We start from the raw sequence: 26,985 nt of genomic DNA, 5'->3' as shown, positions 1-26,985 counted from the left end.
ATGGCAGAAAATCAGGAATGTTTCGATAAAATTATTGGTCAATCAACAAAAATTAAACAAATTATTGAACAAGCTAAAAAATTCGCAAATTTAAACGCTCCGCTATTAATTCAAGGCGAAACAGGAACAGGTAAAGATTTATTTGCTAAGGCTTGCCATAATTTTAGTTCTCGCAATACACAAAAATTTATTGCAGTAAATTGTGCGGGTTTGCCGGCAGATGAGGCTGAAACAGAAATGTTTGGGCATCGTGGAAATGGCATAGAAAGCATCGGCTTTTTTGAATACGCCAATGGTGGCACCGTATTACTGGATTCTATTTCCGAATTATCAAAAGATATGCAAGCAAAATTGCTCCGATTTTTAAATGATGGATCTTTTCGCCGAGTCGGCGAAGATAAAGAGGTTCAGGTTGATGTAAGAGTGGTTTGCACTTCTCAAAAGCCGTTATCCCAGTTGGTTGCCGAAGGAAAAGTGAGAGAAGATCTTTATCATCGCTTAAATGTTTTAACCCTAGATTTGCCACCACTACGTGAAAGAAAAGAAGATATTCCATTATTGGCGGATTATTTTATTGCACAAGTTAGCGAGCAACTTGGTGTAAGTAAATTAGAGTACGATGAACAATTTTTAACAGCCTTACAGAACCATCGCTGGCCAGGTAATTTAAGAGAGCTTTATAATGCAATTTATCGTGCTTGTACGCTTTCGCATAGCTATCGTTTAGCAGTAAAAGACTTAAATTTACCAAATGAACTTCCGCCGATAGAAGAAATTGAAACGGGTAATGCGACATTAGAAGAGTTAATGAATCAGTACGAAGCTCAATTACTAAGAAAGTTCTATGCCGAATATCCAAGTACTCGAAAATTAGCACAACGCTTAGGTTTATCACATACGGCAGTCGCCAATAAATTGCGTCAATATGGCTTAACAAAAAACGGAAATGGTAAAAATGAATAAACTAGCGGTTATTTTTTCTGTGATTTTTGCAAATTTATCTGCAAATTCAACCGCTTGGGCTGCACCAAGTATCCCTAAAGAGTTGTTAGTCAATAGTTTAATTTATTGTACTACTTCATCAGGCTTTTCATTTAACCCACAAAAGTCAGATGTGAGTTCCAATATGAATGTGGTTACTGAACAAATTTACGATAAATTAGTAGAATTTAATCCACATAAAAATCGACTAGAACCAGCATTGGCAGAGCGTTATTCTATTAGTGAAAATGGCTTGGAAATTACGCTACATTTACGCAAAAATGTGGCTTTCCATACAACGAGCTGGTTTACCCCAACAAGAGAATTTAATGCTGATGATGTGGTTTTTTCATTAAATAGAATGATTGGGATCAACTCTGAGTTGCCAGAGGTCAGCCCTGCTTTATCAAAGGGGATTTTGCATCATCAACGCCAAAGTTATATGTACCAAAAGGCAGCCAGTCAAATCTATTTCCCTTATTTTGAAAGTGTGGATTTACGTAATAAAATCGCCAAAATTAGTGCACCATCAAACTATGTCGTAAAAATTGAGCTAACTAAGCCAGATTCTTCCATTATGGCCCATCTTGCCAGCCAGTATGCTGTTATTTTATCTAAAGAGTATGCCTTGCAACTTAATGCTGATGAAAATTTAGTTCAGCTTGATTTATTGCCTATTGGCACAGGTGTTTATCAGTTAGAAAGCTATGAAAATAATAACAATGTACGCCTAAAGCCTAATTTAGATTATTGGGGAGAAAAAGCCCATATTCAGAATATGATTATTGATTTTTCAACAGAAGCAACAGGTAGAATGGCTAAGTTTTTAAATAATGAATGTAATATCGTTGCTTTTCCCGAGCCTAGTCAATTATCGGTTTTACAAAATGAGCATTTAATTAGTAGTAAAGGTGCTAATTTAGCTTATTTAGCGTTTAATATGCAAAAAGAGATTGGTAAAGATTTAGCTCTTCGCCAGAAAATTGCACGCAGTATAAACCGTAAAAGAATAGCTGATAAACTTTTTTATGGTATTGCAGAAGTTGCAGATAATGTGTTGCCAACGACTCTATGGGAAAAGAAAAATATAGAGAGCTACCCTTATATTGCTAATATGGTTCCTGCAACACAAGCGGTCGAAAATGGTAAAAATTCTGCAAAAAATAACCGCTTGATATTATGGGTAATTGATGAAAAACGGGTTTATAATCCGCATCCTATTAAAATGGCGGAGATGATTCGTTCTGATTTAGCCACACAGCAAATAGATGTTCGTATTCGCCAAGTCAGCCGAGCTTATTTGGTGCAACAATTAGAGAATAAAACAGCAGACTACGACCTAATTTTAGGTGGTTGGTTAGCAAATAATTTAGATCCAAACCATTTTTTAGAAGCATTACTAAGTTGTAAAGCTGCTGATACAGTAACTAATTTATCAAATTGGTGTAATGAGGATTTTGATTTTTGGCTACAAACAGCTCGATTAAGTGAAGATAGTGCATCAACCAATTTATTATACGAATTTGCACAAAAATTATTGGAAGAGCAGTTACCTATTTTACCTTTAGTCAATGCAAATAGAGTATTAGCCGTGAATACCGCTATCCAAAATGCGGATATTTCACCATTTGGGCAAGTTAAATTATCTGAATTACAATTAAGATCGGATAAGGAAAAAGGAAAATAATATGTTTACGGCATTTATCCGAAAGATTTTTCTGACATTTATTACGTTGATATTTCTATCTATTATCAGCTTTCATATTTTATTACGAGATCCACTAAACCGCCTTACCGATATGAAATGGTTTGAATCTTACATTAATTATGTAAAAGCATTAACACAAGGTGATTTTGGTATCAGTTTTAGTAATGGAGAATCTTTAACAACGCAGATTTTACAAGTATTTCCTGCAACGATAACACTTTGTTTATCTGCACTATTTATCTCCTTAATTTTAGGGATCCCACTTGGTTTTTTTTCTGCCACACAGCAAAAAAATATGCTGGGAAAATTACTGAATATATTCGGTTCCTTAAGTTTAGCAGTACCTGTTTTTTGGCTTGCTTTGGTTTTGATGTATTATGCCTCTCTCAATCAATGGGAGATAGCCGCTATGGGCGAAATTCACGCTATCTACCCAAAAGAAACGGTAACAGGTTTTTTATTTCTTGATATTTGGTTATCGGATAGCCCCTATAAGCTAAAAATGTTACAAAGCACATTGCACCATTTAGCATTACCAGCTTTGATTTTAGCCATTCCTGCAACATTAGAAATGATGCACGTAACACAAGAGCGAGCAAGTTATGTATTAAAACAAAATTACATTAAAATTGCTAAAACATTAGGCTGGACACCATTTAGAATTTGGAGAACGCATATTATCCGCAATACTTTGCCATCACTAGTGCCAATGATTGCTCACACTTTTATATTAATCTTCGCTTTTGGAATGCTGATTGAAACGATTTTTAGCTGGGGAGGCATTGGTCGTTGGTTGATTTATGCTTTAAGTATTCAAGATTATAATGCAATCTCTGCAGGTGTTGTCGCCATCGGGCTTTTTGTTTTATTAGTGGATATGATAACAGGGTTTATCAGAGTGATTTTAGACCCTTCAGAAAAAAAGGATTGGTATGGCACTCATTAGAGAACCTGAGCAATTTAGAGAAACAGAATCACTTAAAAAATTCTGGCAGTATTTCCGCAAAGATAAACTGGCACTTGGTAGCTTTTATCTTTTTCTCTTATTATTAACATTAGTTTTTTTTGGTAGTTTACTCGCACCTTATAACTATAACCAACAATTTATCGGTTTAGAATTGATGCCTCCTTCGTGGGATGAAAATGGGGAAATTAGCCATTTCTTAGGAACGGATGATTTAGGTAGAGATATTTTAAGCCGAATTTTATATGGTTTTTATTATACGGTTGGTTCCGCATTATTTATAACAATACTGATTGGTATATTAGGAGGGGCGATAGGTATTATTGCGGGTTTTAAGCAAGGGCGTTCAGTTTGGCTAATAAGCCACTTATTTGATACTTTTTTATTTATTCCTATTCTGCTTATTGCCATCATTATTGCAACATTAATGGATGCAAGTTTAATGAATGCAATGCTTGCCATTTTTTTAGCGATGTTACCGCACTTTATTCATAAAATATATCAAGCAACAGAACAACATCTAAGAAAAGAATATATTGTTACATTGCGTTTAGACGGTGCAAACCGCTGGTATTTAATACGAGAAGTGATTATCCCCAATTTGAGTGGTGTCGCAATTAAAGAACTTTCACATATTTTTGTGATTGCCGTGTTAGATATTAGTGCTTTAAGTTTTATTATGTTAGGAGCACAAAACCCGACTCCAGAATGGGGGGCAATGATTAGGGAATCGATGGAGTTAATCTATGTTGCTCCTTGGACGGTTATTTTACCTGGATTAGCCATTATTTTTAGTATTTTTAGCATTACAATGCTTGGTACACGTTTAAGTAATGTATTTGAACAATACCGAAAAGACTAGGGTGTATCGCTTCCTTTGGAACATCAATATACTCTAAAACAAGCGGTTATTTTTCATTAAAAATTTACAAATTAAGGAACATTATGGCATTACTGGATATTCGCCATTTAAGTATCGAAATTAACACGCCTAAAGGGCGAGTAAAAATGATCGACAACATCAATCTAACCCTAGATGAGGGTGAAATATGTGGGTTAGTTGGTGAGTCCGGTTCAGGAAAAAGCTTAATAGCAAAAGTAATTTGTGGAATTACTAAAGATGAATGGATTGTTACCGCCGATCGCTTTCGCTTTGATGATATAGAGTTACTTAAGTTATCACCTAAAGAGCGTAGAAAATTAGTGGGTGACCAAATTACAATGGTGTTTCAAGATCCTTTAACCAGCTTAGACCCAAGTTTGCCTGTTGGTAAGCAGCTTATGCAAACCATTAATTTTAAAGGAAAATGGTGGCAATGGTTTGGTTGGAAAAAGAAAAAAGCGATTGAACTCTTGCACCGAGTGGGTATTCGAGATCATAAGGATATTATGAGCAGCTATCCAATTGATATTACAGAAGGTGAAGCTCAAAAAGTAATGATTGCCATGGCAGTAGCAAATCAACCTAGATTACTGGTTGCAGATGAGCCGACAAACATTATGGAAGCCACAACGCAATTACAAATCTATCGATTACTTTCAAGTATGAATAAGAATTTAGGCACATCAATCTTACTTGTTAGCAATGATATGAAAAGTATTAAAAATTGGGTGGATTCTTATAATGTACTTTATTGTGGACAAACCGTTGAGATTGCAGATAAAGAAACTATTTTAGAATCACCTTATCATCCTTATACTCGAGTACTATTGCATAGCTCCCCAGACTTTTCTCAACCCTTAGCTTTTAAAAGTAGTTTAAATACGCTTCGAGGGTCAGTCCCAATGCTACAAGAAATGCCAATAGGATGTCGGCTTGGGCCACGTTGCCCATTTGCCCAGAAAAAATGTGTGAATAAACCGCCACTGATAAAGGTAAAACAACACGAATTTGCTTGTCACTTTCCAATTAATTTTAGAGAGCAAAATCTCTTGAAAAAGAAAAAGGATCTTGTGCCATTTGTGGTGGCAGAAGTGGGCGAAAAGGAATAAAGAAGAAATAAGGCATAGTACAACTTATGTATAAAATAGCGTTTACTATGCCTTTATCATTGAATTGATATCTCTTTATGCTTTCAAGAATAACGCAGCTGCTCCTCTTGTACCGCCAGAATCTCCGTGAATGGCTTTTTTAAAGACAGGTACTTTTGCAGAACGCATTAAATGTTTAGGTAATGCTTTTGGTAAAGCCTCATAAATATAATCGAAATTAGATAAACCACCGCCAAATACAATCATATCGGGATCTAAAATAGTAATTAAATTACCAATGCTAATTGCCATCAGCTCAATATATTTATCAACAAAAGCAACCACATCTTGTTCGTTTTTATAGAAACGCTCAATGATCTCTTTAGCAGACGCTTTTTCACCCACTAAATCAGCGAATAATAACTCAAAGCCTCTACCTGAAATATAAGTATCTAAACACGCACGATTACCACAACCACAATCATAAATAGGTGCGTTATCCCAGCCTAATAATTTTAATGCGTGATAATTTAATTGCATATGACCGACTTCACCTGCCATACCAATACGTCCAGAATGAATTTTTCCATCAAATACAAAACCCCCGCCAAAGCCTGTACCAATAATCAGGCCTAAAACGGTGGAGTAAGATTGATTGCTTTTATCCCAAGCTTCAGAAAGAGCAAAGCAGTTAGCATCATTTTCTGCACGAACTTCTCGCCCCAAACGCTGGCTTAAATCTTTAAGGATAGCCTTACCATCTGCGACTCGAATATTAGTAATTTCGGCAATCCCTGTTTCACGATTAACGAACCCAGGTAAACCCAAACCTACGCTACCTTTCTCCTTAAATTTAGCATCAGCATTATTAACTAACGCAACCACCGTATTTAACCAATCTTCATAATTTGTTTGTGGTGTGGGAACACGCTCGCTATAAAGTTTCTCTAATTTTTCATTAAATGCAGCCAGCTCAATTTTTGTACCGCCAATATCTAAGCCATAATAAATTGCCATAGGTAAATTCTCATCTAAATTACAAGGTAGGGTTAATTTGATATGATTTGTAGATTACTAAATTTTTAGCCCCTTTTCCATTCTTTAAAAAACTTTATTGATGCTAAATTTACACAAGTAATATAGTTACTATTTACTTTTCATTTAAGTTCTTATCTCTGTTTATTATCACTTTAAATGATACCTGAATATCACAAATATCAATTACAAATAATATATCTACCCTTTTATAATGTATTTTTATTGTATATTTATTTTTTATATTTATGAATACTATTAAATCCCGTGCGGCGGTAGCTTTTGCTCCGAACGAGTCGTTAAAAATCGTTGAAATTGATGTGGAACGTCCTAAAAAAGGCGAAGTGTTAGTAAAAATTACTCACACCGGTGTGTGCCATACAGATGCATTCACATTATCAGGGGCAGATCCTGAAGGTATTTTTCCAGCAGTACTTGGGCACGAAGGGGCTGGTATTGTAGTGGAAGTAGGGGAGGGGGTCACTAGTGTTGAGCCAGGCGATCACGTTATCCCTCTTTATACAGCAGAGTGTCGTGAATGCGATTTCTGTAAATCAGGTAAAAGCAACCTTTGTGTAGCAGTACGTGAAACGCAAGGAAAAGGTGTGATGCCAGATGGTACGACCCGTTTTTCTTATGAAGGTAAGCCTATCTATCACTATATGGGATGTTCAACATTTAGTGAATATACTGTAGTTGCTGAGGTTTCTCTTGCAAAAATCAACCCTGAAGCTAATCCTGAAGAGGTTTGTTTGCTTGGTTGTGGTGTAACAACGGGCATTGGTGCGGTGCATAATACGGCTAAAGTACAGGCAGGCGATAGCGTTGCGGTATTTGGTTTAGGTGGTATCGGTTTAGCGGTTATTCAAGGAGCAAAACAGGCAAACGCAGGACGCATTTTTGCTATTGATACTAACCCTGAAAAATTTGCTTTAGCTAAAGAATTTGGGGCAACAGATTGTTTAAACCCGAACGATTTTGACAAGCCAATCCAGCAGGTAATTGTCGAGATGACTAAATGGGGCGTAGATCACACCTTTGAATGTATTGGTAATGTAAATGTGATGCGTGCAGCATTAGAGTCCGCTCATCGTGGTTGGGGGCAATCTATTATTATTGGTGTTGCTGGAGCAGGACAAGAGATTTCTACTCGTCCATTCCAGTTGGTTACAGGACGTACTTGGAAAGGTACTGCATTTGGCGGTGTGAAAGGACGTACCCAGTTGCCTGGTATGGTTGAAGATGCAATGAAAGGCATCATTCGCCTACGTCCATTTGTTACTCATACAATGGGGTTGGATAAAATCAATGAAGCATTTGACTTAATGCACGAAGGTAAGTCGATTCGCTCGGTCATTCATTATTGATTATTTAACTTAAAGCATTAACATTAGATAAATAATCCGTATTTTCATTAGAGATTAACTAGTTGAAAGTACGGATTATTTTTATATTTATTTCCTAATGTCTTATTGACCAAAACTGCATCGCCATTGCTTAGGACTAACAAAATGCTTAGCTTTAAAATGCTGGCGGAAAGAAACGGCGGTTTGGAATCCTATCTCAGAAGCAATTTGTTCAATACTCAAATCGCTACTTTCTAATAATTCTCTACCACGTTGTAGGCGGTTTTCAATTAACCATTCTCCCACAGCCATCCCTGTTGCTTTACGAAAATGACGAGTGAAAGTGCTTCGGCTCATTGCTAATTTTGTGGCAAGATCATCAATATTATGCGATTTAGCTAGATTTTGTTGCAAATAGTCCAATAATGTATTGATGGTTTGATTACTAGTCCGTTGAGCAATTGGTTGCTCTATAAACTGTGCCTGACCACCTTCACGATGTGGGGCGGTAACCATTAAACGTGCAAAATGATTACTAATTTTTACACCATAAATCTTTCGCACAATCGCCAAACAACAATCCATTCCTGCGATTGCACCTGCAGAGGTAATCACATTATCTTGTTCAACATAAAGTGCGTTTGGGTCAAGCTGAATTTGTGGGAAACGTTGATTAAAATCTTGTTTTGCAAGCCAATGCGTAGTGGCTTGTTTACCGTCTAAAATGCCGGCATAGGCAAGAGCATAGCTACCATAACATAATCCGACAATGGTTGCCCCTCGAACATTCCCTCGCTGTAATACTTCAGTGAGTGCTACCGAAGGTGGTACTTCAATATTTCCCCAACCAGCGACTACAATAAGATCAGCTTGATCCGCCCAAGTTAAATCTTCGTCGGCAGAAATTGCAATTTTTCCACCATTTCCGACCGCTTGCGTTAGATTTTCTGAAACGGTTTTTACTTCAAAAAGAGGTTTTCCCTCTATTTCCATTGCAAACAGCATTTGCGGAATCACAAACACAATCGGGTTAAAATCAGGGTAAAGCACTATAGCAACTTTAGGTAGATTCATCTCTTTTCCTTATTTTAATTTGACCCAATTCTTTCGCTTATTGCACAAAAAGTCAATTTTTTCTGGGGACGCTTTTCAGCATAATACATCCATCGCAAACAAGCGGTCATTTTTCAACAAAAGTTTACAAAGGAAACAGTATGAAATTAAATACATTATTCTCAGCACTTGCTCTTGGTTCTATCGTGGCAACATCAGCACAGGCAGAAATTCAATATCAACATATTCGCAATGCTACAGCTAAAATCACCTATGGTGATGCCACTTTTTTAGTCGATCCTTACCTTGCTGAAAAAGGTGCATATGAAGGGTTTGCAGGCACGCCAAATAGCCAATTACGTAACCCATTAATAGCATTAGCGGAACCAGTAGAAAGTGTGTTAAAAGGTGTAGATGCGGTAATTGTGACTCATACTCACGATGATCACTGGGATGAAGCTGCACAGAAATTAATTAATAAAGAACTACCAATTTTTGTGCAAGATGCAAATGATGCCAAAATCATTCGTGCCCAAGGCTTTAAAGATGTACGTGTAGTTGGCAAAAATACTGAATTTAAAAATGTAAAACTATCTAAAACAGGTGGTCAGCACGGCACTGATGAAATGTACTCTAACCCTATGGTTGCGGAAATGTTAGGTGAAGCAATGGGGGTAGTATTCCAAACTGAAAATGAGAAAACATTATATATTTTAGGCGATACCATTTGGAATGAAGAAGTAGAATCTGCATTAAATCGTTATCAACCAGAAGTTGTTGTAATGAATACAGGTGGTGCAGAAATGGATAATTTTGACCCAGCAGGCATCATTATGGATACAAAAGATGTAGCAAAAATGGCAGAAACAATGCCGAAAGCCAACATCATTACCGTACATATGGATACAGTCAATCACGGAATGGTCAGCAAAGCGGATATGCGTGAATTTATCAAAGGAAAAGCCTTTGAAAAACGAGTTGCAGTACCGAATGAAAGTGAAGTGTTAAAATACTAATCTTATTGTAAAACACCGCCTAACAAGCGGTGTTTTTTTATCTATTTTTTACAAAATCAGGCTTTAGCAAACTTTACTAGAGTAGGATTAACAATCCGTCCGTAATCGCTAGTATTTAGTATAACGGAACGTTCTAATGTACCAGCATTAAAGGCGAGTTCATCGTAGCGTTCGAGCAGACTTGGATCGGCAATTAACATCAGATCGGGGTGGAAACTAAATGGTGGAATAGCACCGAAGACGCAATCAGTGAATGCCGCTACTTCTGCAGGACTAGCGAGTGAGGCTTTCAATCCGCCTAAGTGTGTAGCAATTTGGCTTAAATCTGCTTGGCAGTCGGCAGGCAGAACGGCAAGGATTACTTGTTTTATGCCATTGCCTTTTACTTTACAAACAAGGGCTTTTGCTCCTTGCCCTATTTGAGTGCCACGGATTTTCGCTACCTCTTCTGATTTCCCCGCAGTTGAGTGTTCTACTACACGATAGCGTGCTTGATGTTGTGTTAAAAGTGTAGTTAATTTTTCAAAAGTTTGTTCAGACATAATCATCCCTTAGTGATCAGATTTTAAACCTGCACCACACATTGTAATTAAGCAATCGTTAATAGTTCCGTATAATTCACAATAATGTAAATAAGCAGCATAGTTTGCAGCAGTAGTATGTTCGCAATAAATACCTTTTAAGGCTAAATGTTCACGAGCGATTAGAATTTTATCTTCAGGAGCGTGAATAAAATGAATTGGGTATTTTTGTGCATAAGTGAGAATTTCTTCAGCTCTCATTGGCTGACCAATCGCAATGCCTTCTGCAAGAGTAGGTTTTATTTCGACCTTTTCAGCTAAGTTTGTTCCTTTTTTATTTGCTTGTAATAGAGGGTCACAAAATTCACTTTGTACTGCAATAATGGTTGGAAATTCTGTAATAATGCCACTTTCTAGTAAATGTTCTAGCCCTTTTATTACCCCAATAAAGAGTGTGCCATTCCCAACAGGAATAACAAGATGTTTTGGTATTCTGCCTAGCTGTTCGAATGTTTCATAAATATAGGTTTTTGTGCCTTCATAGAAAAATGGATTATAAACGTGGTTTGCATAATAAACGCTTTGTTGTTGTACTTTAGCTCGGCATACATCAGCACAATTATCCCGGCTACCAGGAACAATATTTATTTTGGCACCATGAGCTTTGATCATATTGATCTTTTTTGGTGAAGTACCTTCAGGAACAAAAATTTCGCATTCAATACCAGCTCTAGCTGAATAAGCTGCAATACTATTACCAGCATTGCCACTACTATCTTGCACAACACTTTTTACGCCGATAGATTTGCAGTGGCTTACTAATACAACCGCACCTCTATCTTTAAATGATAATGTTGGCATATAGTAATCCATTTTAAGTAATACCTTATCATCAAGGGGAACAATAGGTGTCATTCCTTCACCAAGAGATACTGAACGCCAAGCGTCATCTTGTAATGCAAGAAACTTGCGGTAACGAAATAGACTCCATTCATTTTTATCAATTTGATCAATCGAGAATGTTGGTGGAGAGAAATCCAGTTTCCATAAACCTCCACATTGGCAATTTGCTTGATGGGTAGATACATCTTCAAGGTGATGACATTTAGAGCAGATGAATTTCATATTATTCTCCTAATTTTTACGCATTTCAGCGATAGCATCAATTTCGATTAATGCGTTGTAATGTAATGAGCGTAATGAGCGGCAAGGTACTATTGTTCGTGCTGGTTTATGCTCACCAAAAAAGTTAGCGTACTCTTGATTAACACTATCCCAATAAGCAATATCAGGAATATATAAGCGGCATTGCACTACATCATTTTTGCTAATGCCAGTTTCTTTTAAAATCTGTTCTAGATTGTGTAGAGCTTGCTTTGTCTGTTGGACGATATCACCAGTGATATTGCCTGATTTATCTATAGGCAATTGGCCTGAAACATATAGCATTCCATTTGATTGAACGGCAGGTGTGTAATGTCCTTTGCTTTGATTAGGTAAAATCATTTTCATCCACGTTTTCCTTTAATTTCATCTAAATAGCTGTAAATCGTAACTTTATTTACCTTTAATTTTTCGGCAACTTTATCAATACCACCTTTCATTAAGAAAACTCCTTTTTCTTCCATAAAACGAACCTTTTCAATTTTTTCATCTCGACTGAGTGCTTGTGGTAAATCTGAACCTAAAATACTTTCTATCAGCCGATTCATTAAGGCTGATAATGGTAATTCTTCATCGCTTGCTTGTGATTGAGCAGGGTGCAGATTAGGTAAAAATTCGTTTAAATAAGCGATTTGGGTAGTAATAGGGCTTGTATCAATATTGATACACAAGGCTCCAATTAATTTATGCTCGGGTTGTGCATCTTCATCAAAAATAAGCTGGGTAGAAGAACGAATAAGCTTACCTTGACTTTCAAAGTAATAATTGGCAACAAAATCATTTTTAAGACGGTCTGACATTATCACTTGAGTAACTAAATGATCAAAGTTTTGTCCAACTTGCCGATGAGTAACATTACCTGCAACATAAACAACAGAATTTTCAGGAGTAGCAAGATCGTGTAAAACAACCTCACAATGTTTACCAAAGGTTTCTACTAACATATCAGCAGTAGTAATATAGGGAGTTAATTTAGGGTTCATATATTTTTTTCTATTTAATATAAATATTTATAAATAGTAGAGATTTTTTTGTAAGAGTGCAATATGCTTTTATAATAAAAATTGATTTGACTAAGATAAAGCTATACAAAATATAGCATTTCAAAATCTATCAATATAATTTGGTTACTTAAATGGTTACTATAATGAAATGTCTATTGATGATTTGTTCAATAAATGATCTTATTCGATTACGTCTAAAATACGTCTATACAATACACTAAACACATCACAAAGTATCTAAATTTTTCCGCCAAGCATTGAATGTGCCAACAGTAGCAATCAAGTATGAGCCAAACGATGTATGAATGCCTTGAATTGAATCTAGTACATTTGAAATCGTTTTTAATATTATTATACCTTTTAATTATTAATATCTGAAATGGGATGATATTGTGTTACTACCAATCAATTTCATTAAACATTTTCAAACATATTACACCTTTTTAATTATTATTATCTGAAATGGGATAGTATTGTGTTACTTAACATTGAATTGATTTAATTTTAATCAATCAAGCATATTATTCAAATTAACAGATTAAAAAAACAAACAAAAAATGTTAGAAATTGAATTTTATGTGTTAGCCTGAATTCAGATACATTGAAATGATAAGCCATTTAGATCATTTATCAGTGTATCGTCATAATGAAAAACTATTTAGATGAAAGGAGTACAATGTTTAACAGAAAATATTATACATTAGATGATTTTAACAACAGTTTACGAGATCACATTAAGTAGACTGATTGTTTTGGCGATGGCGTATGGATAAATCGAAAAGAAGTTGCATTAACACACAAGTACATTCAATTTAATGATTTATTCATTAAGTTTATGGTGTTTGATTTAGATCGTGAAAATTCAGCAATGGATTGGGAACTTGTTGGATTACCATAGCCAAATATTATTGTTCAAAATAAATTGAATGGGCGATGTCATTATATTTACGCACTTGAATAGCCAATTTGTAATACAGCTAATGCAAGAATAAAACCAATCGTTTATTTTAGAAAAATACAACAAGCATATATTGATAAATTAGGGGCTGATAAACATTATGTTGGTGTTTTTACCAAAAATCCTAATTCAGATTTTTGGCGAACATTTGTATTAAATGTGCCAGCATACAGTTTAGATTATTTGGCTGATTTTGTTGATTTATCAGATGTTTCAGTATTTTATAAAACAGATGATGAATTTATCGAAGGAAGAAACTGTGATTTATTCAATCAAATTAAACGAATTGGCTATCGTAAAGTATTACAATTTAAAAAATCAGGTCAAAAATTAGACCAATTTAATCACTATTTGTTGTAGTTATTAGAACAACTTAATCAAAATCAATAGCCTCCGTTAGCATATCGTGAATTGAAAGGTATCGCCAAAAGTGCTGCTCGTTGGATTTGGGAACGATTTAGTGAATCACAATTTAGTAAAATTCAGTCAAATCGTTCGAAAAAAAGATGGACTAATCAACAAGTTAGTAAAGAACGATTGATTAAAATGTTTGGGTACAATAAACCTGATATATCATTAAAACAGATCGCTCAACAATTTGATGTTAATATTAGTACAATCAATCGTTGGGCTAAAGAATTAGGGTGGGTTAAATCAAAAGAAGATCTAAAAAATCATTCACAGTTAAAATATCAACAAATTATGGTGTTAAAGAACAATAATTTAACATGGCGAGAAATTGCTCAAAAGTTATGTATTACAGAAAGTAATGCCAAAATGTGTTTTAAACGTCATTCACAATCATAAAAATAAGCCACTGAAATAAAATCAGTGGCTTAATTATTTAGATTTTACAGCTTTCAAGATAATGAATAATCTAAGATTCAGGAATACGAAGTTGGCGACCGATTTTTATTGATGTCAATTTTTTAGATTCAATCAATCGTAAAATTGTTGATCGGCTGATACGTAAACGTTTTTCAAGATCTTGAATAGATAAGTAGTAATCAATATGTTCTGTCATATTAAACTCCTTTTTGTAATGAAATTTGAAGGAAGCCTAACACAGAAAATTTTTAAGATAACTTTTTATTGATAATTTTTTTCAAATTTTTTGCAAGAACTTGTTTGGCTTGTGAATTACGTTGGAAAACCCTTAATAAGAAAATCAGTTCATCAAGTTCAAGCTTGTTTAATGTTGCTTCAAAAAGCATATCGGTATCCGCATCATTATGATACGGAAAAAATTTTGAGATTGTTGCCATTTTTGTTTCATTGTGCACAATTATTATATGTAATTATTTATTATGCACGAGAATGATCCTAAATGACGCATAATGACACAGTTTAATGAAAAATGAGTTACCCTATTATAGTATAAAAAAGATCGCCAGGAATGTTAATTGGCGATCTTTTGTATTAAAAAACTAACAATTTCGATAAGTTATTGGATTTTGTGGCGCTTTATAATCATCATTTGATGAATAAGTCAATTTATCAACTAATTCTTGATGAATTGGTGAATTTTTAGGCAGGATTTTTCCTTCAAACCCTTTACGTCCTTTTCGTTCAATTGGAGCATCAACCCAACGTTCAATTTCATAGGCAGCTAATGTCCAACCGCGATAAACAGCAACAGCATATTTTGCCTTTTCACGTCGATTACTTATTTTCCAATATCCACGAGTACGATTATAAATTTCCTGTTCAAGATCTTGTTCACTAATTTCGCCAGATTTAATTTTACTTTTTAAATCTTTATAATTTCTATTAATCGTAATCAATACAATTGGCAAATCAGTATTTAGTTCTTGTGGTTCATAAAGTTTTTTAATTTCAGATAACGTAATTAACCCTTTTTCAGATGAATATGTACCGCCTTGAATATTTGTTAAAGGTTGCTGATTTTCCTTTACTATTGATAATAAATCGATTGCTAGTGCTTCATATTCAAAGGCTTGTAATTCACTTTGAATATTATGGCGTAAAATATAATAGATTGGTTCTAATCCTGCGTGATGAATTTCATTAATTAATGAAATTTTATCGCTTTCAGTAATTTTTCCTGATAATGCACCTTTAGCGTGATGAAAAACACGATTTCCTTTACCTTTACCAATATAAAAAATATTTTTATTTCTTGGATCAACTAAACAGTAAATATAATAACCAATTTTTTCTATAATACCAGTTGAAAACATTCATCCTCCTAAATTTAACGTTCTTACAAAATAGCAACTTCATTTATTATATTGGTAAAATTTTTGCGTTCTACCAACAACAAAGGTATGATATACACCTGAATTTTGTGTAATGTAGCCAACAAATAGGTGTAAGCAATGAATGTGAATGAAAAGATAAGAAAACTTCGAGAGGCTAAAGAATGGTCGCAAGAACAAATGGCTGAAAAAATGAATATGTCATTGAATGGTTATGCAAGGATTGAACGAGGCGAAACCAAATTACACCTAGATAAACTTCAACAAATTGCACAAATATTGGACATTGATATTGTTAATTTGATTTCGCCAGATGATAAAAACGTATGTTTTCAAATTGGTGAAAACATACATTTAAGCCCTGTATATCAAGGTAATAATGATCAAGCATTGATCGTAGAAATTGAAAAACTAAGGCTAATGTTGCAACATAAAGATGATTTATTAGCCCAAAAACAGTTAGAAATTAATCGGTTGGATAAAATTATACAATTATTGGAAGCAAAATAGTTAAACATTGTCGTCTTTTTGATATAAAAAGACACTATATATTAGACATTTTTTTCATACATTCTTCAACAAAATTTCCCCAATCATTCATCAATGGCTTACGTTGTTCAAGATATGTTGAACGATTGTAAGCATTGCGTACTTGATTTTGGCTTTTATGTGAAAGGCAAGCTTCAATAATTTCAATATTAATATCTGTAAATTTTTCGCTTAGGTAAGTATTTGCAATCGAGCGTAAGCCGTGTGATGTTAATACACCTTTATAGCCCATTTGTTTGATATTGTTATTGGCAATTTGTTTACCAATAGGTTGCGATGGTTTTTTTGTACTTTGAAAAATATAAGGACTACGACCGGTAATAGGTTGTAATTTTTTCAGAATAGCAATAGCTTGTTTCGATAATGGTATAGTAAATGCCTGTTTCATTTTCATTCGTTCAGCAGGAATGTGCCATAATGATTGTTCAAAATCAATTTCAGACCATTTTGCATTTGTTGCCTCTTGTGGTCTAGCAATCGTCAGCAATAAAAATTTAATCAATGATTTAATGATTAAGTCGGCATTTGAATCACGTAGTGCCTCAAAGAATTCAGGAAGATGTTCAGGTCTAATAGTTGGATGATGTATTGATTTTACCTTAACAAAGGTATCAGCGATATCCGCACATTTATTGAATTCAATAATGCCACGGTTTACAGCAAAACGCATAATTTCATTGATTGTTTGTAATAAAGATACGCCTGTTGCGTTTACACCACGTTGAAATAACGGTTTAACCATTTCAGTAACTTGTAGCGGTTTAATCTGTGCAATAGGTAAGTTGCCTAATGTATCAAATGCATAAAGTTCAAGACGGCGCCAATGATTTTTTAATGTTGCACCTTTGATTTCAGCTGATTTTTTTAGCTTCCATTGTTCAGCAACAACAAAAAAAGTATTTTGATTAGCGTGCAATTTTTCTTGTTTTTCAGCTTTAAGGTGTTCTTGTGGATCAATATGATTTGCAAGCAACTTTTTGTATTCATCACGCAATGAACGAGCTTTTGATAGCCCAATAGTTGGGTAAAATCCAAGAGCCATTTTTGTACGCTTTTTAGTGATTGGATGATAGTAATTGAATCGCCACGATTTTGAACCAGTGGTTGAAATCAGTAAAAATAGTCCGCCACCATCAGTTAATGTATAAGGTTTATCAGCAGATTTTGCCTTTTTTATTTCAGTATCAACAAGTTGATGAACCTTTTTCGCCATAAAATCCCCCAATCATAAGTTCAATAATTGATCATTATTCATAATTTCAAGTCATTTGGTAACCATAAAATTTGATGATATCGACTATGGATACCAAAATGGTTACTAAAAAACTGAATTTTGATGATATATTCTGAATTATAATGAGTTACTTAAAACGTGTAAATTTATTGATTTATAAGGATATTTGATATTTTATGATATATACTGAAACATAAGAGCAATTTTTATAAAAAAATCTATTTTGTATAAAAAATTATATTTTATATGTAAATAGAGCGGAGGCTTTGGTATCAATAACTAGGGCTAATTAAACGAATTGGTTACGTAAAAGAAAAATTATGTTATTATTTCAGAATGTTAAACAAAATTGGGAGTAACCTGATGAAAAAAATTAAAACGGCTATCTTTGCTGCACTTACTGGTTTTGCGATTGCGGGAACAGCTAATGCTGCATATTTAGATAAAAATGATGAAGGGATTTATGCGATATATAATGCAGGTACAAACCAAGTGCTTAATGTCGGTATCCGCTTACAAAAATTCAGCAAACATTGGGAAATAGAAGCAACTTACGATGGTGGCCAACAATGGGTTAAACTAAGTGATGCAAATGGTAAAGTTGCAAGATTTACCAACACATCTCGTAGAACCTTAGCACGTTTGTTTGACGCCCATTCAAATAAAGATCTTGTAAAGCGTATTACTACACGAGATAAACTTGAAACAGATTGTATTGATGCTGGTGAAGATATGTTCTGTCGTTTTAAAGCAGCAGGGGAAGAACAAGTAAGCTTTGGTTGGCGTCAAAAACAAAATGGCGAAGTACAATTTTATGATTTAATCAAATCGCAATAATCTATCTAGATCGCTCTTATTTAAGATAAGGGCGATTTTTTTATCAATATACTTAAAGAGTTAAACTAGAATTAATTTCGTAAACTTTTTAACTATTTTAACCGCTTGTGTTTTATCCATTCCCATTTTCTTCTCATTCAGTTACAATAGCCCCTATTTTTATAAACAATTTAACATTATTTAGCCCGTATGCAGAACGAATTGGCACAGACTATTCCAGAACTCATTTCTTGGACGAAAGATCGTGAATTTTCCCTTTCTCTTTCTTCCGACCGTTTAGCTTTCTTATTAGCTATTGCAATTTACAATCAAGAACAAACCGATGGTGAATTATTAGAAAGCGATCTTATTGATCTTTTTCGTTATGTCTCTAATGCTTACAAGCAATCGGAAGCTACACTCGTTCAACGAGCAAATAATGCGATTAACGATTTAGTTAAACAGCGTTTATTAAACCGCTTTAGCAGTGAATTTACCGAAGGTTTAGCCATTTACCGTGTTACACCGCTTGGTGTTGGGATTTCGGATTATTATGTGCGTCAGCGAGAGTTCTCTACCTTGCGTCTTTCTATTCAACTTTCGATTGTGGCTGATGAAATTCAACGGGCATCTGTTGCTGCAGAAGAGGGGACTGAGCAAAATGCAGATGAACGTTATTGGCGGAATAACGTGTTTGCTCCGCTTAAATATTCGGTGGCAGAGATTTTTGATAGTATCGACTTATCACAACGAGTAATGGACGAAAATCAGCATCAGATTCGTGAACGTATTGCGGAACTACTAAGCCAAAATTGGCACGAGGCGATTACGAGTTGTGAGCGTCTATTAGACGAAACGTCAGGTAATTTACGTGAATTACAAGATACCTTAAATGCCGCTGGGGATAAATTACAGGCTCAATTACTAAGAATCCAAAGTTGTTTGCTTACTCGTGATGACTTAGATTTTATCGACCAGCTTATCGTGAATCTACAAAATAAACTTGATCGTATTATCAGCTGGGGGCAACAAGCGATTGACCTTTGGATCGGTTACGATCGCCACGTGCATAAATTTATTCGTACGGCGATTGATATGGATAAAAACCGTGTATTCGGGCAGCGTTTACGTCAATCTATTCAAGACTACTACAATAATCCTTGGTTACTTTACACCGCAAAAGCTGATTCGTTACTTGACTTGCGTGATGAAGATGCAATGTTAAATGAGGCAGAAGCCGTAGGTGAATTACCAAGTGAATTAGAGTATGAATCTCTCTCCGATGTTCAAGAACAAATTGTAGCAACAATGCAGGCTCATTTGGCACCGTTTAGAGCAGAGGGCAAGCCGATTGATTTAGGGGCGATTTTACGTGAGCAACTTGCGATGTTCCCTCAATCTCGCCATTTTGACGTGGCTCGCATTATTGTGGATCAAGCCGTGAAATTAGGTATGGCAAGCCAAGATAACCAAGCAGTTTACCCGGAGTGGCAAGCAATTAACGAGCAAGGTGCAGAAGTTCAAGCCCACGTGATTGACCAATACAATAAATAGCAAGCGGTCGTTTTTTAGAAAAAATTTGCAAATTAAGAGAAAGATAAAATGACAGACAATATCCAAGATGTAATTACCCCAAAACTAGCGGTGGCGATTGCAAATCCTATTTTTCCAGAACTAGATAGCCAACTGCGTGCCGGTCGCCATATCAATACCGAACAGCTGGACCAACACGCATTTTTGATGGATTTTCAAAATGAGTTAGAAGGTTTTTACCGCCGTTATCACGTGGAATTGATTCGTGCACCGGAAGGCTTTTTCTATCTTCGTCCGAAAGCTTCAACCCTAATTGCTCGTTCGGCAATGTCTGAAATGGAGATGTTAGTCGGCAAGGTGTTATGCTATCTCTATTTAAGTCCGGAACGCTTGGCACAGCAAGGTATTTTCAGCCAAGATGATGTTTATGAAGAGTTATTAAATTTAGCTGATGAAAGCAAATTATTAAAAGCGGTAAACCCACGTTCGACAGGCTCAGATTTAGACCGTGCTAAATTAGCCGAAAAAGTAGGCGGAGCATTACGTCGTTTAGCTCGAATCGGTATCATTACCCGTGTAGGCGAGCAAAATAGCAAGAAATTTGTGATTTCAGAATCTGTATTCCGCTTTGGTGCCGATGTTCGTACCGGCGATGACCCTCGTGAAGCTCAATTACGCTTAATTCGTGACGGCGAAGCCACAACCCCAGAACTTTTAGCTCAACAAGCGGTTGAAATTGATGAAAATTTTGCAAAAGATGAGTTGGAAAGTGAAGACGAAATAATAGACGAATAGATACTTTGATAAGCCTAGTACGGCATAGCCGTACTAGGTTAAGCATAATTCAGCCCTTTTAGGGCTGTTAAAGAACTAGGGTAGCAAAGCTACTGACTTATGCGTAACCTAGTACGCTTTAGCGTGCTAGGTCAATCAGTGAGAGATAATAATGATTGATAACCAAAATTTGCAAAATAATCCTCAAATTTCACCGCTTGTACGCTCAAATGAGGTAAAACGCGGTAAATTCCAATCTTTAACCTTAATTAACTGGAACGGTTTTTTTGCTCGTACCTTTGACTTAGATGATTTGGTTACGACGCTTTCTGGTGGTAACGGTGCTGGTAAATCGACCACTATGGCGGGCTTTGTTACGGCACTTATTCCTGATCTAACTTTATTAAACTTCCGAAATACTACTGAGGCAGGTTCAACTTCAGGTTCTCGTGATAAAGGCTTGCACGGTAAATTAAAAGCGGGTGTTTGTTATGCAGTGCTAGAGTCTGAAAACTCTCGTGGTCAGCGTATTATTACCGGTGTTCGTTTACAACAAGTAGCAGGGCGTGATAAAAAAGTCGATATCCGTTCATTCTCTGTGCAAAACATTCCTGCAGATCAAACCATTATCAGCTTATTAACAGAACAGGTCGGCGAAAAAGCCCGAGTTCTGCCGTTAAACGATCTGAAAGATAAATTTGAAGGAACCGAAGTTCAATTCAAGCAATATCACTCGATTACCGATTACCACAGCTTTATGTTTGATTTGGGTGTAATCCCGAAACGTTTACGCTCTGCATCTGACCGTAGCAAATTCTATAAACTCATTGAAGCCTCTCTTTACGGCGGTATTTCAAGTGTGATTACAAAATCATTGCGTGATTACTTACTGCCTGAAAATACCGGTGTTCGCCAAGCATTCCAAGATATGGAATCGGCATTGCGTGAAAACCGTATGACTTTAGAGGCGATTAAGGTGACCCAATCTGATCGTGATATGTTCAAACGCTTAATTACCGAATCGACCAATTATGTGTCGGCGGATTATATGCGTAATGCGAATGAGCGTCGTGGCAATGTTGAGCAAGCATTAGCACAGCGTAAAGAGTGGTATGAGGCAAAATCTAAAATTTTAGTTGAACAGCAACGCTTTGTTGAATTTAGCCGTGAAACGGCGGATATTGCCGAGGCTGAAAATGCACTTGAAGCGGAATACAATAGTGCGAACGATCATCTTAATTTAGTGATGAATGCACTACGCCATCAAGAAAAGATCGAACGCTATCAAGATGAAGTCGAAGAGCTAAATATTAAGCTGGAAGAACAGCAAGAAGCGTTAGAAGAGATCGCAGAAATTGCGGAAAATGCACAAGCCAGAGCAGATGAAGCCGATGATCAAGTTGAAGAATTACGCTCGCAAATGGCGGATTATCAACAAGCGTTAGACGCACAACAAACTCGTGCATTGCAATATCAACAAGCCATCAATGCGTTAGAAAAAGCCAAACAGCTTACCGGTTTGGCTAATTTAGACTTAAATAATATTGAAGATTATCACGCAGAGTTTGCGGCACAGGCGGAAGATCTTACCGATAAAGTGTTTGATTTAGAACAGCGTTTAAGTGTGTCGGATATGGCAAAAACGCAGTTTGAAAAAGCCTTTGAGTTGGTTTGCAAAATTTCAGGCGAAATCGACCGCTCGCAAGCGTGGGAAGAGGCTCGTGCATTATTAAGTGCATTCCCAGAACAAAAAATGCAGGCTCAACAAGCGGTTGCATTACGTCAAAAACTTAATGAATTAGAACATCGCCTACAACAACAGCAAAATGCCGAGCGATTACTTGCAGAGTTTAATCAAAAATCGCAACAACAATTAGCCTCTGCCGAAGAACTGGAGGGCTATTTTGAGGAGCAACAAGCTCGCTTAGAAGATTTAGAAGCGGAGCTTTCGGAATTTGTTGAACAGCGTTCAACCCAACGTCAGCAACGTGAACAGCTTAATCAGCAATATCAGCAGTTAGCAAAAAATGCCCCAGCTTGGCATACGGCACAATCGGCATTAGCTCGCTTAGAAGAGCAATGTGGCGAAAAATTCGAAGCCAGCCAGTCTGTAATGCAATTTATGCAGGCAATGCTAAGCAAAGAGCGTGAGGCGACCTTAGCCCGTGATGAATTAGCTCGCAAAGAGCAATTATTAGAAGCTCAAATTACGCGTTTAAGTCAGCCAGACGGTTCGGAAGATGCCCGTTTAAATCACTTAGCTGAGCGTTTTGGCGGTGTATTACTGTCTGAACTTTATGATGATGTATCGATTGAAGATGCTCCATATTTCTCCGCATTATATGGCGAAGCTCGCCACGCAATCGTGGTGCGTGATTTAGAGGCGGTTAAAGCACAATTAGAACAATTAGACGATTGCCCGACCGATCTTTATTTAATTGAAGGCGATCCATCAGCCTTCGATGATGCGGTATTCAGTGCCGAAGAATTAGGCGATGGGGTTGTAGTTAAAGTTTCTGATCGTCAATGGCGTTATTCTAAATTCCCAGAAGTGCCATTATTTGGGCGAGCTGCTCGTGAAAAGCATTTAGAAACCTTAAAAGCAGAGCGTGATGAAACTTCAGAATTACACGCAGAACGAGCCTTTGATGTGCAAAAATGCCAACGTTTACACCAACATTTAAGCCAATTTGTGGGAACGCATTTAAGCCTTGCTTTCCAAGAAAACCCAGAAGTTGTGATGCAAGAAATTGCGGCAGAGCGTGCAGAAATTGAACGTGAATTAGCCCAATCTAACGGTAATGAGCAACAATTACGTCATCAATTAGACAGCGTTAAAGCTCAGTTGCAAATGTTGAATAAAATTCTACCGCTTGCAAACTTGCTTGCCGATGAAACCTTGATTGATAGAGCACAAGAGTGTCGTGAACAGTTGGAAGAGGCAGAAGATGATGAACTATTTATTCGCCAATTCGGTAGCACCTTAAGCCAATTAGAGCCGATTGCGGCTGCGTTAAAAAGCGATCCAGCACTGTTTGAACAACTTGAAGCAGACTACAGCCGTTCTGTTGCCGAACAAAAAGTATTACAACAAAAAGTATTTAGCCTTGCAGATGTAATGAACCGCCGTTTGCATTTTAGCTATGAAGAAACGGTTGGAACAGAAGGTTCAGCTTTAACCGAGCAATTACGAGCAAGACTTGAAACGGCACAACGTGAGCGTGAACAATCTCGTGAACAATTACGTCAAGCTCAAACGCAGTTATCTCAATATAACCAAGTATTAACCGGGTTACGCAGCTCTTATGATGCGAAAAACCAAATGTTACAAGAGCTAATTCGTGAAATTGACGACTTAGGTGTGCGTGGCGATAGCGGTGCGGAAGATCGTGCAAGATCTCGCCGTGATGAGTTACAACAACGCTTAAGCCAACAACGTTCTCGTAAAGGTTATTTAGATAAGCAAATTGCCGTGATTGAAGCGGAAATGGATAACCTCAACCGCACATTACGCAAAGCGGAGCGTGACTACCATACGCAGCGTGAAATCGTGGTGCAAGCAAAAGCCAGCTGGTGCATTGTTCAGCGTTTATCTCGTAATAGCGATGTGGAAAAACGTTTAAATCGCCGTGAATTAGCTTACCAATCGGCGGAAGAATTGCGTTCTATTTCCGATAAAGCATTAGGTGCATTGCGTACTGCGGTGGCAGACAATGAATACTTGCGTGATAGCTTACGGGCCTCTGAAGACAGTCGTAAACCAGAAAATAAAGTAGCCTTCTTTATTGCGGTTTATCAGCATTTACGTGAGCGTATTCGTCAAGATATTATCAAAACGGACGACCCGATTGATGCGATTGAGCAAATGGAAATTGAGTTATCTCGTTTAACTAACGAATTAACTAGCCGTGAGAAAAAATTGGCAATCAGTGCTGAAAGTGTGGCGAATATCTTACGCAAAACAATTCAGCGTGAACAACAACGTATTTTACAACTAAACCAAGGCTTACAAAATATCGCCTTCGGTCAGGTTAAAGGGGTGCGTTTGGTGGTTAATATTCGTGATACGCACGCTATTTTATTAAATGCGTTATCGAATAACCGTGATGAGCATAAAGATCTCTTTGACAGCCAAAAACTGAGCTTCTCAGAGGCATTGGCAATGCTTTATAAACGTGTGAATCCGCATATTGAAATGGGACAACGCACACCGCAAACCATCGGCGAAGAGTTATTAGACTACCGCAACTATTTAGATTTAGAAGTGGAAACTTTCCGTGGAGCAGACGGCTGGATGCGTGCAGAAAGTAGTGCGTTATCAACAGGGGAAGCGATTGGTACAGGTATGTCAATTCTATTGATGGTGGTACAAAGCTGGGAAGAAGAAGCTCGCCGTATGCGTGCCAAAGATATTCTTCCAGCCCGCTTGCTGTTCCTTGATGAAGCGGCTCGTTTAGATGCAACCTCAATCAATACACTATTTGAATTATGTGAACGTTTAGATATGCAGTTATTGATTGCTGCCCCTGAAAATATCAGCCCAGAACGTGGTACAACCTATAAATTGGTGCGTAAAATTACCAATAACCAAGAATATGTACATGTGGTCGGCTTAAAAGGATTTGCTAAATAAATAGCTATTTTTCTTTCCCTTTTGGGGAAAGTCCTCTCTAACCATTTTCTTCCCCCTTTGGGGGAAGTCCCTTGCAAAGCAAGGGGGAAAGCCGTCCCCCTTAAGCAATTAACTATTTAAAACACCCATCAATTATTTCCAATAATTTGAAACTCTCGTTTGATTTTTTATTTTATTTAAAACTTTTTGAAAATTTAATCTTTTTATTGGTTTATTTCCAAAAATTTGAAAATAATCTAATTTTAGAGTAATCTATAAACAGAGGTGATGATATGAAACTAATTTCTAGACCAAATTACATAAATTTCCTAAGGCGACATAAAGACAAACATATCATTAAAGTGGTTAGCGGTGTTCGGCGAGCGGGGAAATCCGTACTATTCCAATTATTCAAAAATGAACTTCTCGCACAAGGTGTTGCAGAGAACCATATTATTTCAATTAACTTTGAAGATCTAGCGTATTACGAATTAAGGGATTTTCTAGCCTTAAATCAATATATTGAACAAAAATTGCTTGACGGGCAAAAATACTATGTGTTTCTCGATGAAATTCAACACGTTGAAAAATTTGAATTAGTGGCAGACAGTTTATTTATTAAACCTAACATTGATCTCTACTTAACTGGCTCAAACGCTTATTTTATGAGTAGCGAGCTTGCGACTAATTTAACCGGTCGCTATGTAGAAATTGAGGTCTTACCGCTTTCATTCCAAGAGTATTTGCAAGGTGTTGAAGACAGGACAAATTTAGCGAAATGCTTTAACGATTATTTATTTAGTGCGTTTCCTTATTTATTGCAAACCGAAACTTATACCGAAAAAGTCGAGTATTTGCGGGGGATTTATCATTCAATTTTATTAAATGATATTGTGCCAAGAATAGGTAATCCCAATCCGTCAGTCATAGAACGTATTGTAAGGACGCTATTAAGTAGTATTGGGAGTGTTATTTCAACCAATAAAATTCGCAATACTTTAGCCAGCCAGCAGGTAACTTTATCGCACTCAAGCCTTGAAAATTATTTAACGACTTTGACGGATAGCTTATTGTTCTATGCTGTCCCTCGTTTTGATGTAAAAGGTAGAGCATTGCTACAACGTTTAGAAAAGTATTATGCGGTTGATTTAGGGTTTCGCAATTTGTTATTGCCTGATCATCAACAAGACTTCGGGCATTTGCTTGAAAACTTAGTCTATCTCGAATTACGCAGACGTTATGCCAAGGTTTATGTGGGGAATGTGGATAAATACGAGGTTGATTTTGTGGTGGTAACGGATGTTGGAAACTATGAATATTACCAAGTGAGTGAAACGGTTTTGTCTGCCGAAACCTTAGAGAGAGAGCTTCGCCCATTACAAATGATAGATGACCAATATCCGAAATATCTTTTAACAATGGATATAATTCAACCAAATGCGAACTACAACGGTATTCAGAAGAAAAATATACTGGATTGGTTGTTAGAGCCAAAAGTATAGTTGCTACAAGCGGTATTATTTTTTA

Annotated in this window: 24 protein-coding genes and 1 pseudogene; 15 read left to right on the top strand and 10 right to left on the bottom strand. The window is 36.4% G+C overall.

Annotated elements, in window-relative coordinates; all coding sequences use genetic code 11:
- From PTQ27_RS00245 to PTQ27_RS00225, 5 genes are all read left to right on the top strand, one after another.
- Entirely contained in the window at nt 1-963 is a 963-nt protein-coding gene (locus tag PTQ27_RS00245) for a sigma 54-interacting transcriptional regulator (protein WP_273748608.1), read from the top strand.
- Entirely contained in the window at nt 947-2,668 is a 1,722-nt protein-coding gene (locus PTQ27_RS00240; RefSeq protein WP_434802810.1) for an ABC transporter substrate-binding protein, read from the top strand. Before PTQ27_RS00245 ends, PTQ27_RS00240 begins: the two co-directional genes overlap by 17 nt.
- Before the next feature lies 1 nt (nt 2,669).
- The gene (locus PTQ27_RS00235) at nt 2,670-3,635 is read left to right on the top strand and encodes an ABC transporter permease (protein WP_273748610.1); all 966 of its coding nucleotides are present in this window, start codon (nt 2,670-2,672) and stop codon (nt 3,633-3,635) included.
- Nucleotides 3,622-4,515: an ABC transporter permease subunit gene (locus PTQ27_RS00230; RefSeq protein ID WP_273748611.1), complete on the top strand. Its 894-nt coding sequence runs from the start codon at nt 3,622-3,624 to the stop codon at nt 4,513-4,515. The genes PTQ27_RS00235 and PTQ27_RS00230 overlap by 14 nt, the downstream gene beginning before the upstream one ends.
- 83 nt (nt 4,516-4,598) lie before the next feature.
- Nucleotides 4,599-5,645 (top strand): peptide ABC transporter ATP-binding protein, encoded by a 1,047-nt coding sequence (locus tag PTQ27_RS00225; protein ID WP_273748612.1) that lies wholly within the window; start codon nt 4,599-4,601, stop codon nt 5,643-5,645.
- Between the two features lie 75 nt (nt 5,646-5,720).
- Here PTQ27_RS00225 and nagK read toward each other — a convergent pair whose 3' ends face one another.
- Complete coding sequence (gene nagK, locus PTQ27_RS00220) at nt 5,721-6,641, bottom strand: N-acetylglucosamine kinase (RefSeq protein ID WP_273748613.1); 921 nt, start codon at nt 6,639-6,641, stop codon at nt 5,721-5,723.
- A 275-nt stretch (nt 6,642-6,916) separates the two neighbouring features.
- Here nagK and PTQ27_RS00215 point away from each other — a divergent pair, with 275 nt between their 5' ends.
- Entirely contained in the window at nt 6,917-8,026 is a 1,110-nt protein-coding gene (locus PTQ27_RS00215) for an S-(hydroxymethyl)glutathione dehydrogenase/class III alcohol dehydrogenase (protein WP_273749044.1), read from the top strand.
- A gap of 102 nt (nt 8,027-8,128) precedes the next feature.
- Here PTQ27_RS00215 and PTQ27_RS00210 read toward each other — a convergent pair whose 3' ends face one another.
- A complete protein-coding gene (locus tag PTQ27_RS00210; protein WP_273748614.1) occupies nt 8,129-9,079 on the bottom strand; it encodes a GlxA family transcriptional regulator in 951 nt (316 codons plus the stop codon).
- A gap of 140 nt (nt 9,080-9,219) precedes the next feature.
- On the opposite strand from PTQ27_RS00210, the gene PTQ27_RS00205 reads away from it, so the two are divergent.
- Complete coding sequence (locus PTQ27_RS00205) at nt 9,220-10,074, top strand: MBL fold metallo-hydrolase (protein ID WP_273748615.1); 855 nt, start codon at nt 9,220-9,222, stop codon at nt 10,072-10,074.
- Nucleotides 10,075-10,130: 56 nt separating this feature from the next.
- Here PTQ27_RS00205 and PTQ27_RS00200 read toward each other — a convergent pair whose 3' ends face one another.
- From PTQ27_RS00200 to PTQ27_RS00185, 4 genes are read right to left on the bottom strand one after another with little or no spacing between them, the layout of a single operon-like run.
- Nucleotides 10,131-10,616, bottom strand: coding sequence for a YbaK/prolyl-tRNA synthetase associated domain-containing protein (locus PTQ27_RS00200; RefSeq protein WP_273748616.1), 486 nt, complete (start codon nt 10,614-10,616; stop codon nt 10,131-10,133).
- 9 nt (nt 10,617-10,625) lie between these two features.
- A complete protein-coding gene (locus tag PTQ27_RS00195; RefSeq protein ID WP_273748617.1) occupies nt 10,626-11,720 on the bottom strand; it encodes a threonine synthase in 1,095 nt (364 codons plus the stop codon).
- Nucleotides 11,721-11,729: 9 nt separating this feature from the next.
- Nucleotides 11,730-12,107 carry a RidA family protein gene (locus tag PTQ27_RS00190; RefSeq protein WP_273748618.1) on the bottom strand — a complete coding sequence of 126 codons (378 nt, stop codon included), beginning with the start codon at nt 12,105-12,107 and terminating at the stop codon, nt 11,730-11,732.
- A complete protein-coding gene (locus PTQ27_RS00185) occupies nt 12,104-12,742 on the bottom strand; it encodes a helix-turn-helix transcriptional regulator (protein ID WP_273748619.1) in 639 nt (212 codons plus the stop codon). The genes PTQ27_RS00190 and PTQ27_RS00185 overlap by 4 nt, the downstream gene beginning before the upstream one ends.
- 778 nt (nt 12,743-13,520) lie before the next feature.
- Between PTQ27_RS00185 and PTQ27_RS11580 the strand changes: the two are divergent.
- Nucleotides 13,521-14,081: pseudogene (locus tag PTQ27_RS11580) on the top strand (replication initiation protein); the annotation flags it as partial.
- A 51-nt stretch (nt 14,082-14,132) separates the two neighbouring features.
- Nucleotides 14,133-14,528, top strand: coding sequence for a MerR family transcriptional regulator (locus PTQ27_RS00175; protein ID WP_273748620.1), 396 nt, complete (start codon nt 14,133-14,135; stop codon nt 14,526-14,528).
- Between the two features lie 70 nt (nt 14,529-14,598).
- Here PTQ27_RS00175 and PTQ27_RS00170 read toward each other — a convergent pair whose 3' ends face one another.
- The 3 genes from PTQ27_RS00170 to PTQ27_RS00160 all read right to left on the bottom strand — a co-directional run bounded on the left by PTQ27_RS00170 (nt 14,599) and on the right by PTQ27_RS00160 (nt 15,922).
- Complete coding sequence (locus PTQ27_RS00170) at nt 14,599-14,745, bottom strand: helix-turn-helix domain-containing protein (protein ID WP_273748621.1); 147 nt, start codon at nt 14,743-14,745, stop codon at nt 14,599-14,601.
- Nucleotides 14,746-14,797: 52 nt separating this feature from the next.
- The gene (locus PTQ27_RS00165; RefSeq protein ID WP_273748622.1) at nt 14,798-14,986 is read right to left on the bottom strand and encodes a hypothetical protein; all 189 of its coding nucleotides are present in this window, start codon (nt 14,984-14,986) and stop codon (nt 14,798-14,800) included.
- 162 nt (nt 14,987-15,148) lie between these two features.
- Nucleotides 15,149-15,922 (bottom strand): LEM-3-like GIY-YIG domain-containing protein, encoded by a 774-nt coding sequence (locus tag PTQ27_RS00160; RefSeq protein WP_273748623.1) that lies wholly within the window; start codon nt 15,920-15,922, stop codon nt 15,149-15,151.
- 138 nt (nt 15,923-16,060) lie between these two features.
- Between PTQ27_RS00160 and PTQ27_RS00155 the strand changes: the two genes are divergently transcribed.
- The gene (locus PTQ27_RS00155; RefSeq protein WP_273748624.1) at nt 16,061-16,450 is read left to right on the top strand and encodes a helix-turn-helix domain-containing protein; all 390 of its coding nucleotides are present in this window, start codon (nt 16,061-16,063) and stop codon (nt 16,448-16,450) included.
- A gap of 34 nt (nt 16,451-16,484) precedes the next feature.
- Here the strand turns inward: PTQ27_RS00155 and PTQ27_RS00150 are convergent, their stop codons facing one another.
- Entirely contained in the window at nt 16,485-17,702 is a 1,218-nt protein-coding gene (locus PTQ27_RS00150; protein ID WP_273748625.1) for a tyrosine-type recombinase/integrase, read from the bottom strand.
- Nucleotides 17,703-18,086: 384 nt separating this feature from the next.
- Here PTQ27_RS00150 and PTQ27_RS00145 point away from each other — a divergent pair, with 384 nt between their 5' ends.
- The 5 genes from PTQ27_RS00145 to PTQ27_RS00125 all read left to right on the top strand — a co-directional run bounded on the left by PTQ27_RS00145 (nt 18,087) and on the right by PTQ27_RS00125 (nt 26,960).
- On the top strand, nt 18,087-18,560 hold the full coding sequence (locus tag PTQ27_RS00145) for a hypothetical protein (RefSeq protein WP_273748626.1): 474 nt from the start codon (nt 18,087-18,089) through the stop codon (nt 18,558-18,560).
- A gap of 189 nt (nt 18,561-18,749) precedes the next feature.
- The gene (mukF, locus tag PTQ27_RS00140) at nt 18,750-20,093 is read left to right on the top strand and encodes a chromosome partition protein MukF (RefSeq protein ID WP_273748627.1); all 1,344 of its coding nucleotides are present in this window, start codon (nt 18,750-18,752) and stop codon (nt 20,091-20,093) included.
- A 48-nt stretch (nt 20,094-20,141) separates the two neighbouring features.
- Nucleotides 20,142-20,867: a chromosome partition protein MukE gene (gene mukE / locus PTQ27_RS00135; RefSeq protein ID WP_273748628.1), complete on the top strand. Its 726-nt coding sequence runs from the start codon at nt 20,142-20,144 to the stop codon at nt 20,865-20,867.
- A gap of 151 nt (nt 20,868-21,018) precedes the next feature.
- A complete protein-coding gene (mukB, locus tag PTQ27_RS00130) occupies nt 21,019-25,479 on the top strand; it encodes a chromosome partition protein MukB (RefSeq protein WP_273748629.1) in 4,461 nt (1,486 codons plus the stop codon).
- A gap of 272 nt (nt 25,480-25,751) precedes the next feature.
- Nucleotides 25,752-26,960: an ATP-binding protein gene (locus PTQ27_RS00125; RefSeq protein WP_273748630.1), complete on the top strand. Its 1,209-nt coding sequence runs from the start codon at nt 25,752-25,754 to the stop codon at nt 26,958-26,960.
- Nucleotides 26,961-26,985: the final 25 nt, after the last annotated feature.

Origin of the sequence: Mannheimia cairinae (assembly GCF_028649535.1) — a bacterium.
In the GTDB taxonomy this organism is placed as follows: Bacteria; Pseudomonadota; Gammaproteobacteria; order Enterobacterales; family Pasteurellaceae; genus Mannheimia; species Mannheimia cairinae.
The sequence above is the reverse complement of the archived record's forward strand: the minus strand, read 5'-3'. Positions and strand labels throughout refer to the sequence as shown.

What these genes read in the sequence shown, in the direction of transcription:
- PTQ27_RS00245 (WP_273748608.1), top strand. Translation starts at nt 1, where the DNA reads ATGGCAGAAAATCAGGAATGTTTCGATAAAATTATTGGTCAATCAACA.
- PTQ27_RS00240 (WP_434802810.1), top strand. Translation starts at nt 947, where the DNA reads ATGGTAAAAATGAATAAACTAGCGGTTATTTTTTCTGTGATTTTTGCA.
- PTQ27_RS00235 (WP_273748610.1), top strand. Translation starts at nt 2,670, where the DNA reads ATGTTTACGGCATTTATCCGAAAGATTTTTCTGACATTTATTACGTTG.
- PTQ27_RS00230 (WP_273748611.1), top strand. Translation starts at nt 3,622, where the DNA reads ATGGCACTCATTAGAGAACCTGAGCAATTTAGAGAAACAGAATCACTT.
- PTQ27_RS00225 (WP_273748612.1), top strand. Translation starts at nt 4,599, where the DNA reads ATGGCATTACTGGATATTCGCCATTTAAGTATCGAAATTAACACGCCT.
- nagK (WP_273748613.1), bottom strand. Translation starts at nt 6,641, where the DNA reads ATGGCAATTTATTATGGCTTAGATATTGGCGGTACAAAAATTGAGCTG.
- PTQ27_RS00210 (WP_273748614.1), bottom strand. Translation starts at nt 9,079, where the DNA reads ATGAATCTACCTAAAGTTGCTATAGTGCTTTACCCTGATTTTAACCCG.
- PTQ27_RS00205 (WP_273748615.1), top strand. Translation starts at nt 9,220, where the DNA reads ATGAAATTAAATACATTATTCTCAGCACTTGCTCTTGGTTCTATCGTG.
- PTQ27_RS00200 (WP_273748616.1), bottom strand. Translation starts at nt 10,616, where the DNA reads ATGTCTGAACAAACTTTTGAAAAATTAACTACACTTTTAACACAACAT.
- PTQ27_RS00195 (WP_273748617.1), bottom strand. Translation starts at nt 11,720, where the DNA reads ATGAAATTCATCTGCTCTAAATGTCATCACCTTGAAGATGTATCTACC.
- PTQ27_RS00190 (WP_273748618.1), bottom strand. Translation starts at nt 12,107, where the DNA reads ATGAAAATGATTTTACCTAATCAAAGCAAAGGACATTACACACCTGCC.
- PTQ27_RS00185 (WP_273748619.1), bottom strand. Translation starts at nt 12,742, where the DNA reads ATGAACCCTAAATTAACTCCCTATATTACTACTGCTGATATGTTAGTA.
- PTQ27_RS00170 (WP_273748621.1), bottom strand. Translation starts at nt 14,745, where the DNA reads ATGACAGAACATATTGATTACTACTTATCTATTCAAGATCTTGAAAAA.
- PTQ27_RS00165 (WP_273748622.1), bottom strand. Translation starts at nt 14,986, where the DNA reads ATGGCAACAATCTCAAAATTTTTTCCGTATCATAATGATGCGGATACC.
- PTQ27_RS00160 (WP_273748623.1), bottom strand. Translation starts at nt 15,922, where the DNA reads ATGTTTTCAACTGGTATTATAGAAAAAATTGGTTATTATATTTACTGT.
- PTQ27_RS00155 (WP_273748624.1), top strand. Translation starts at nt 16,061, where the DNA reads ATGAATGTGAATGAAAAGATAAGAAAACTTCGAGAGGCTAAAGAATGG.
- PTQ27_RS00150 (WP_273748625.1), bottom strand. Translation starts at nt 17,702, where the DNA reads ATGGCGAAAAAGGTTCATCAACTTGTTGATACTGAAATAAAAAAGGCA.
- PTQ27_RS00145 (WP_273748626.1), top strand. Translation starts at nt 18,087, where the DNA reads ATGAAAAAAATTAAAACGGCTATCTTTGCTGCACTTACTGGTTTTGCG.
- mukF (WP_273748627.1), top strand. Translation starts at nt 18,750, where the DNA reads ATGCAGAACGAATTGGCACAGACTATTCCAGAACTCATTTCTTGGACG.
- mukE (WP_273748628.1), top strand. Translation starts at nt 20,142, where the DNA reads ATGACAGACAATATCCAAGATGTAATTACCCCAAAACTAGCGGTGGCG.
- mukB (WP_273748629.1), top strand. Translation starts at nt 21,019, where the DNA reads ATGATTGATAACCAAAATTTGCAAAATAATCCTCAAATTTCACCGCTT.
- PTQ27_RS00125 (WP_273748630.1), top strand. Translation starts at nt 25,752, where the DNA reads ATGAAACTAATTTCTAGACCAAATTACATAAATTTCCTAAGGCGACAT.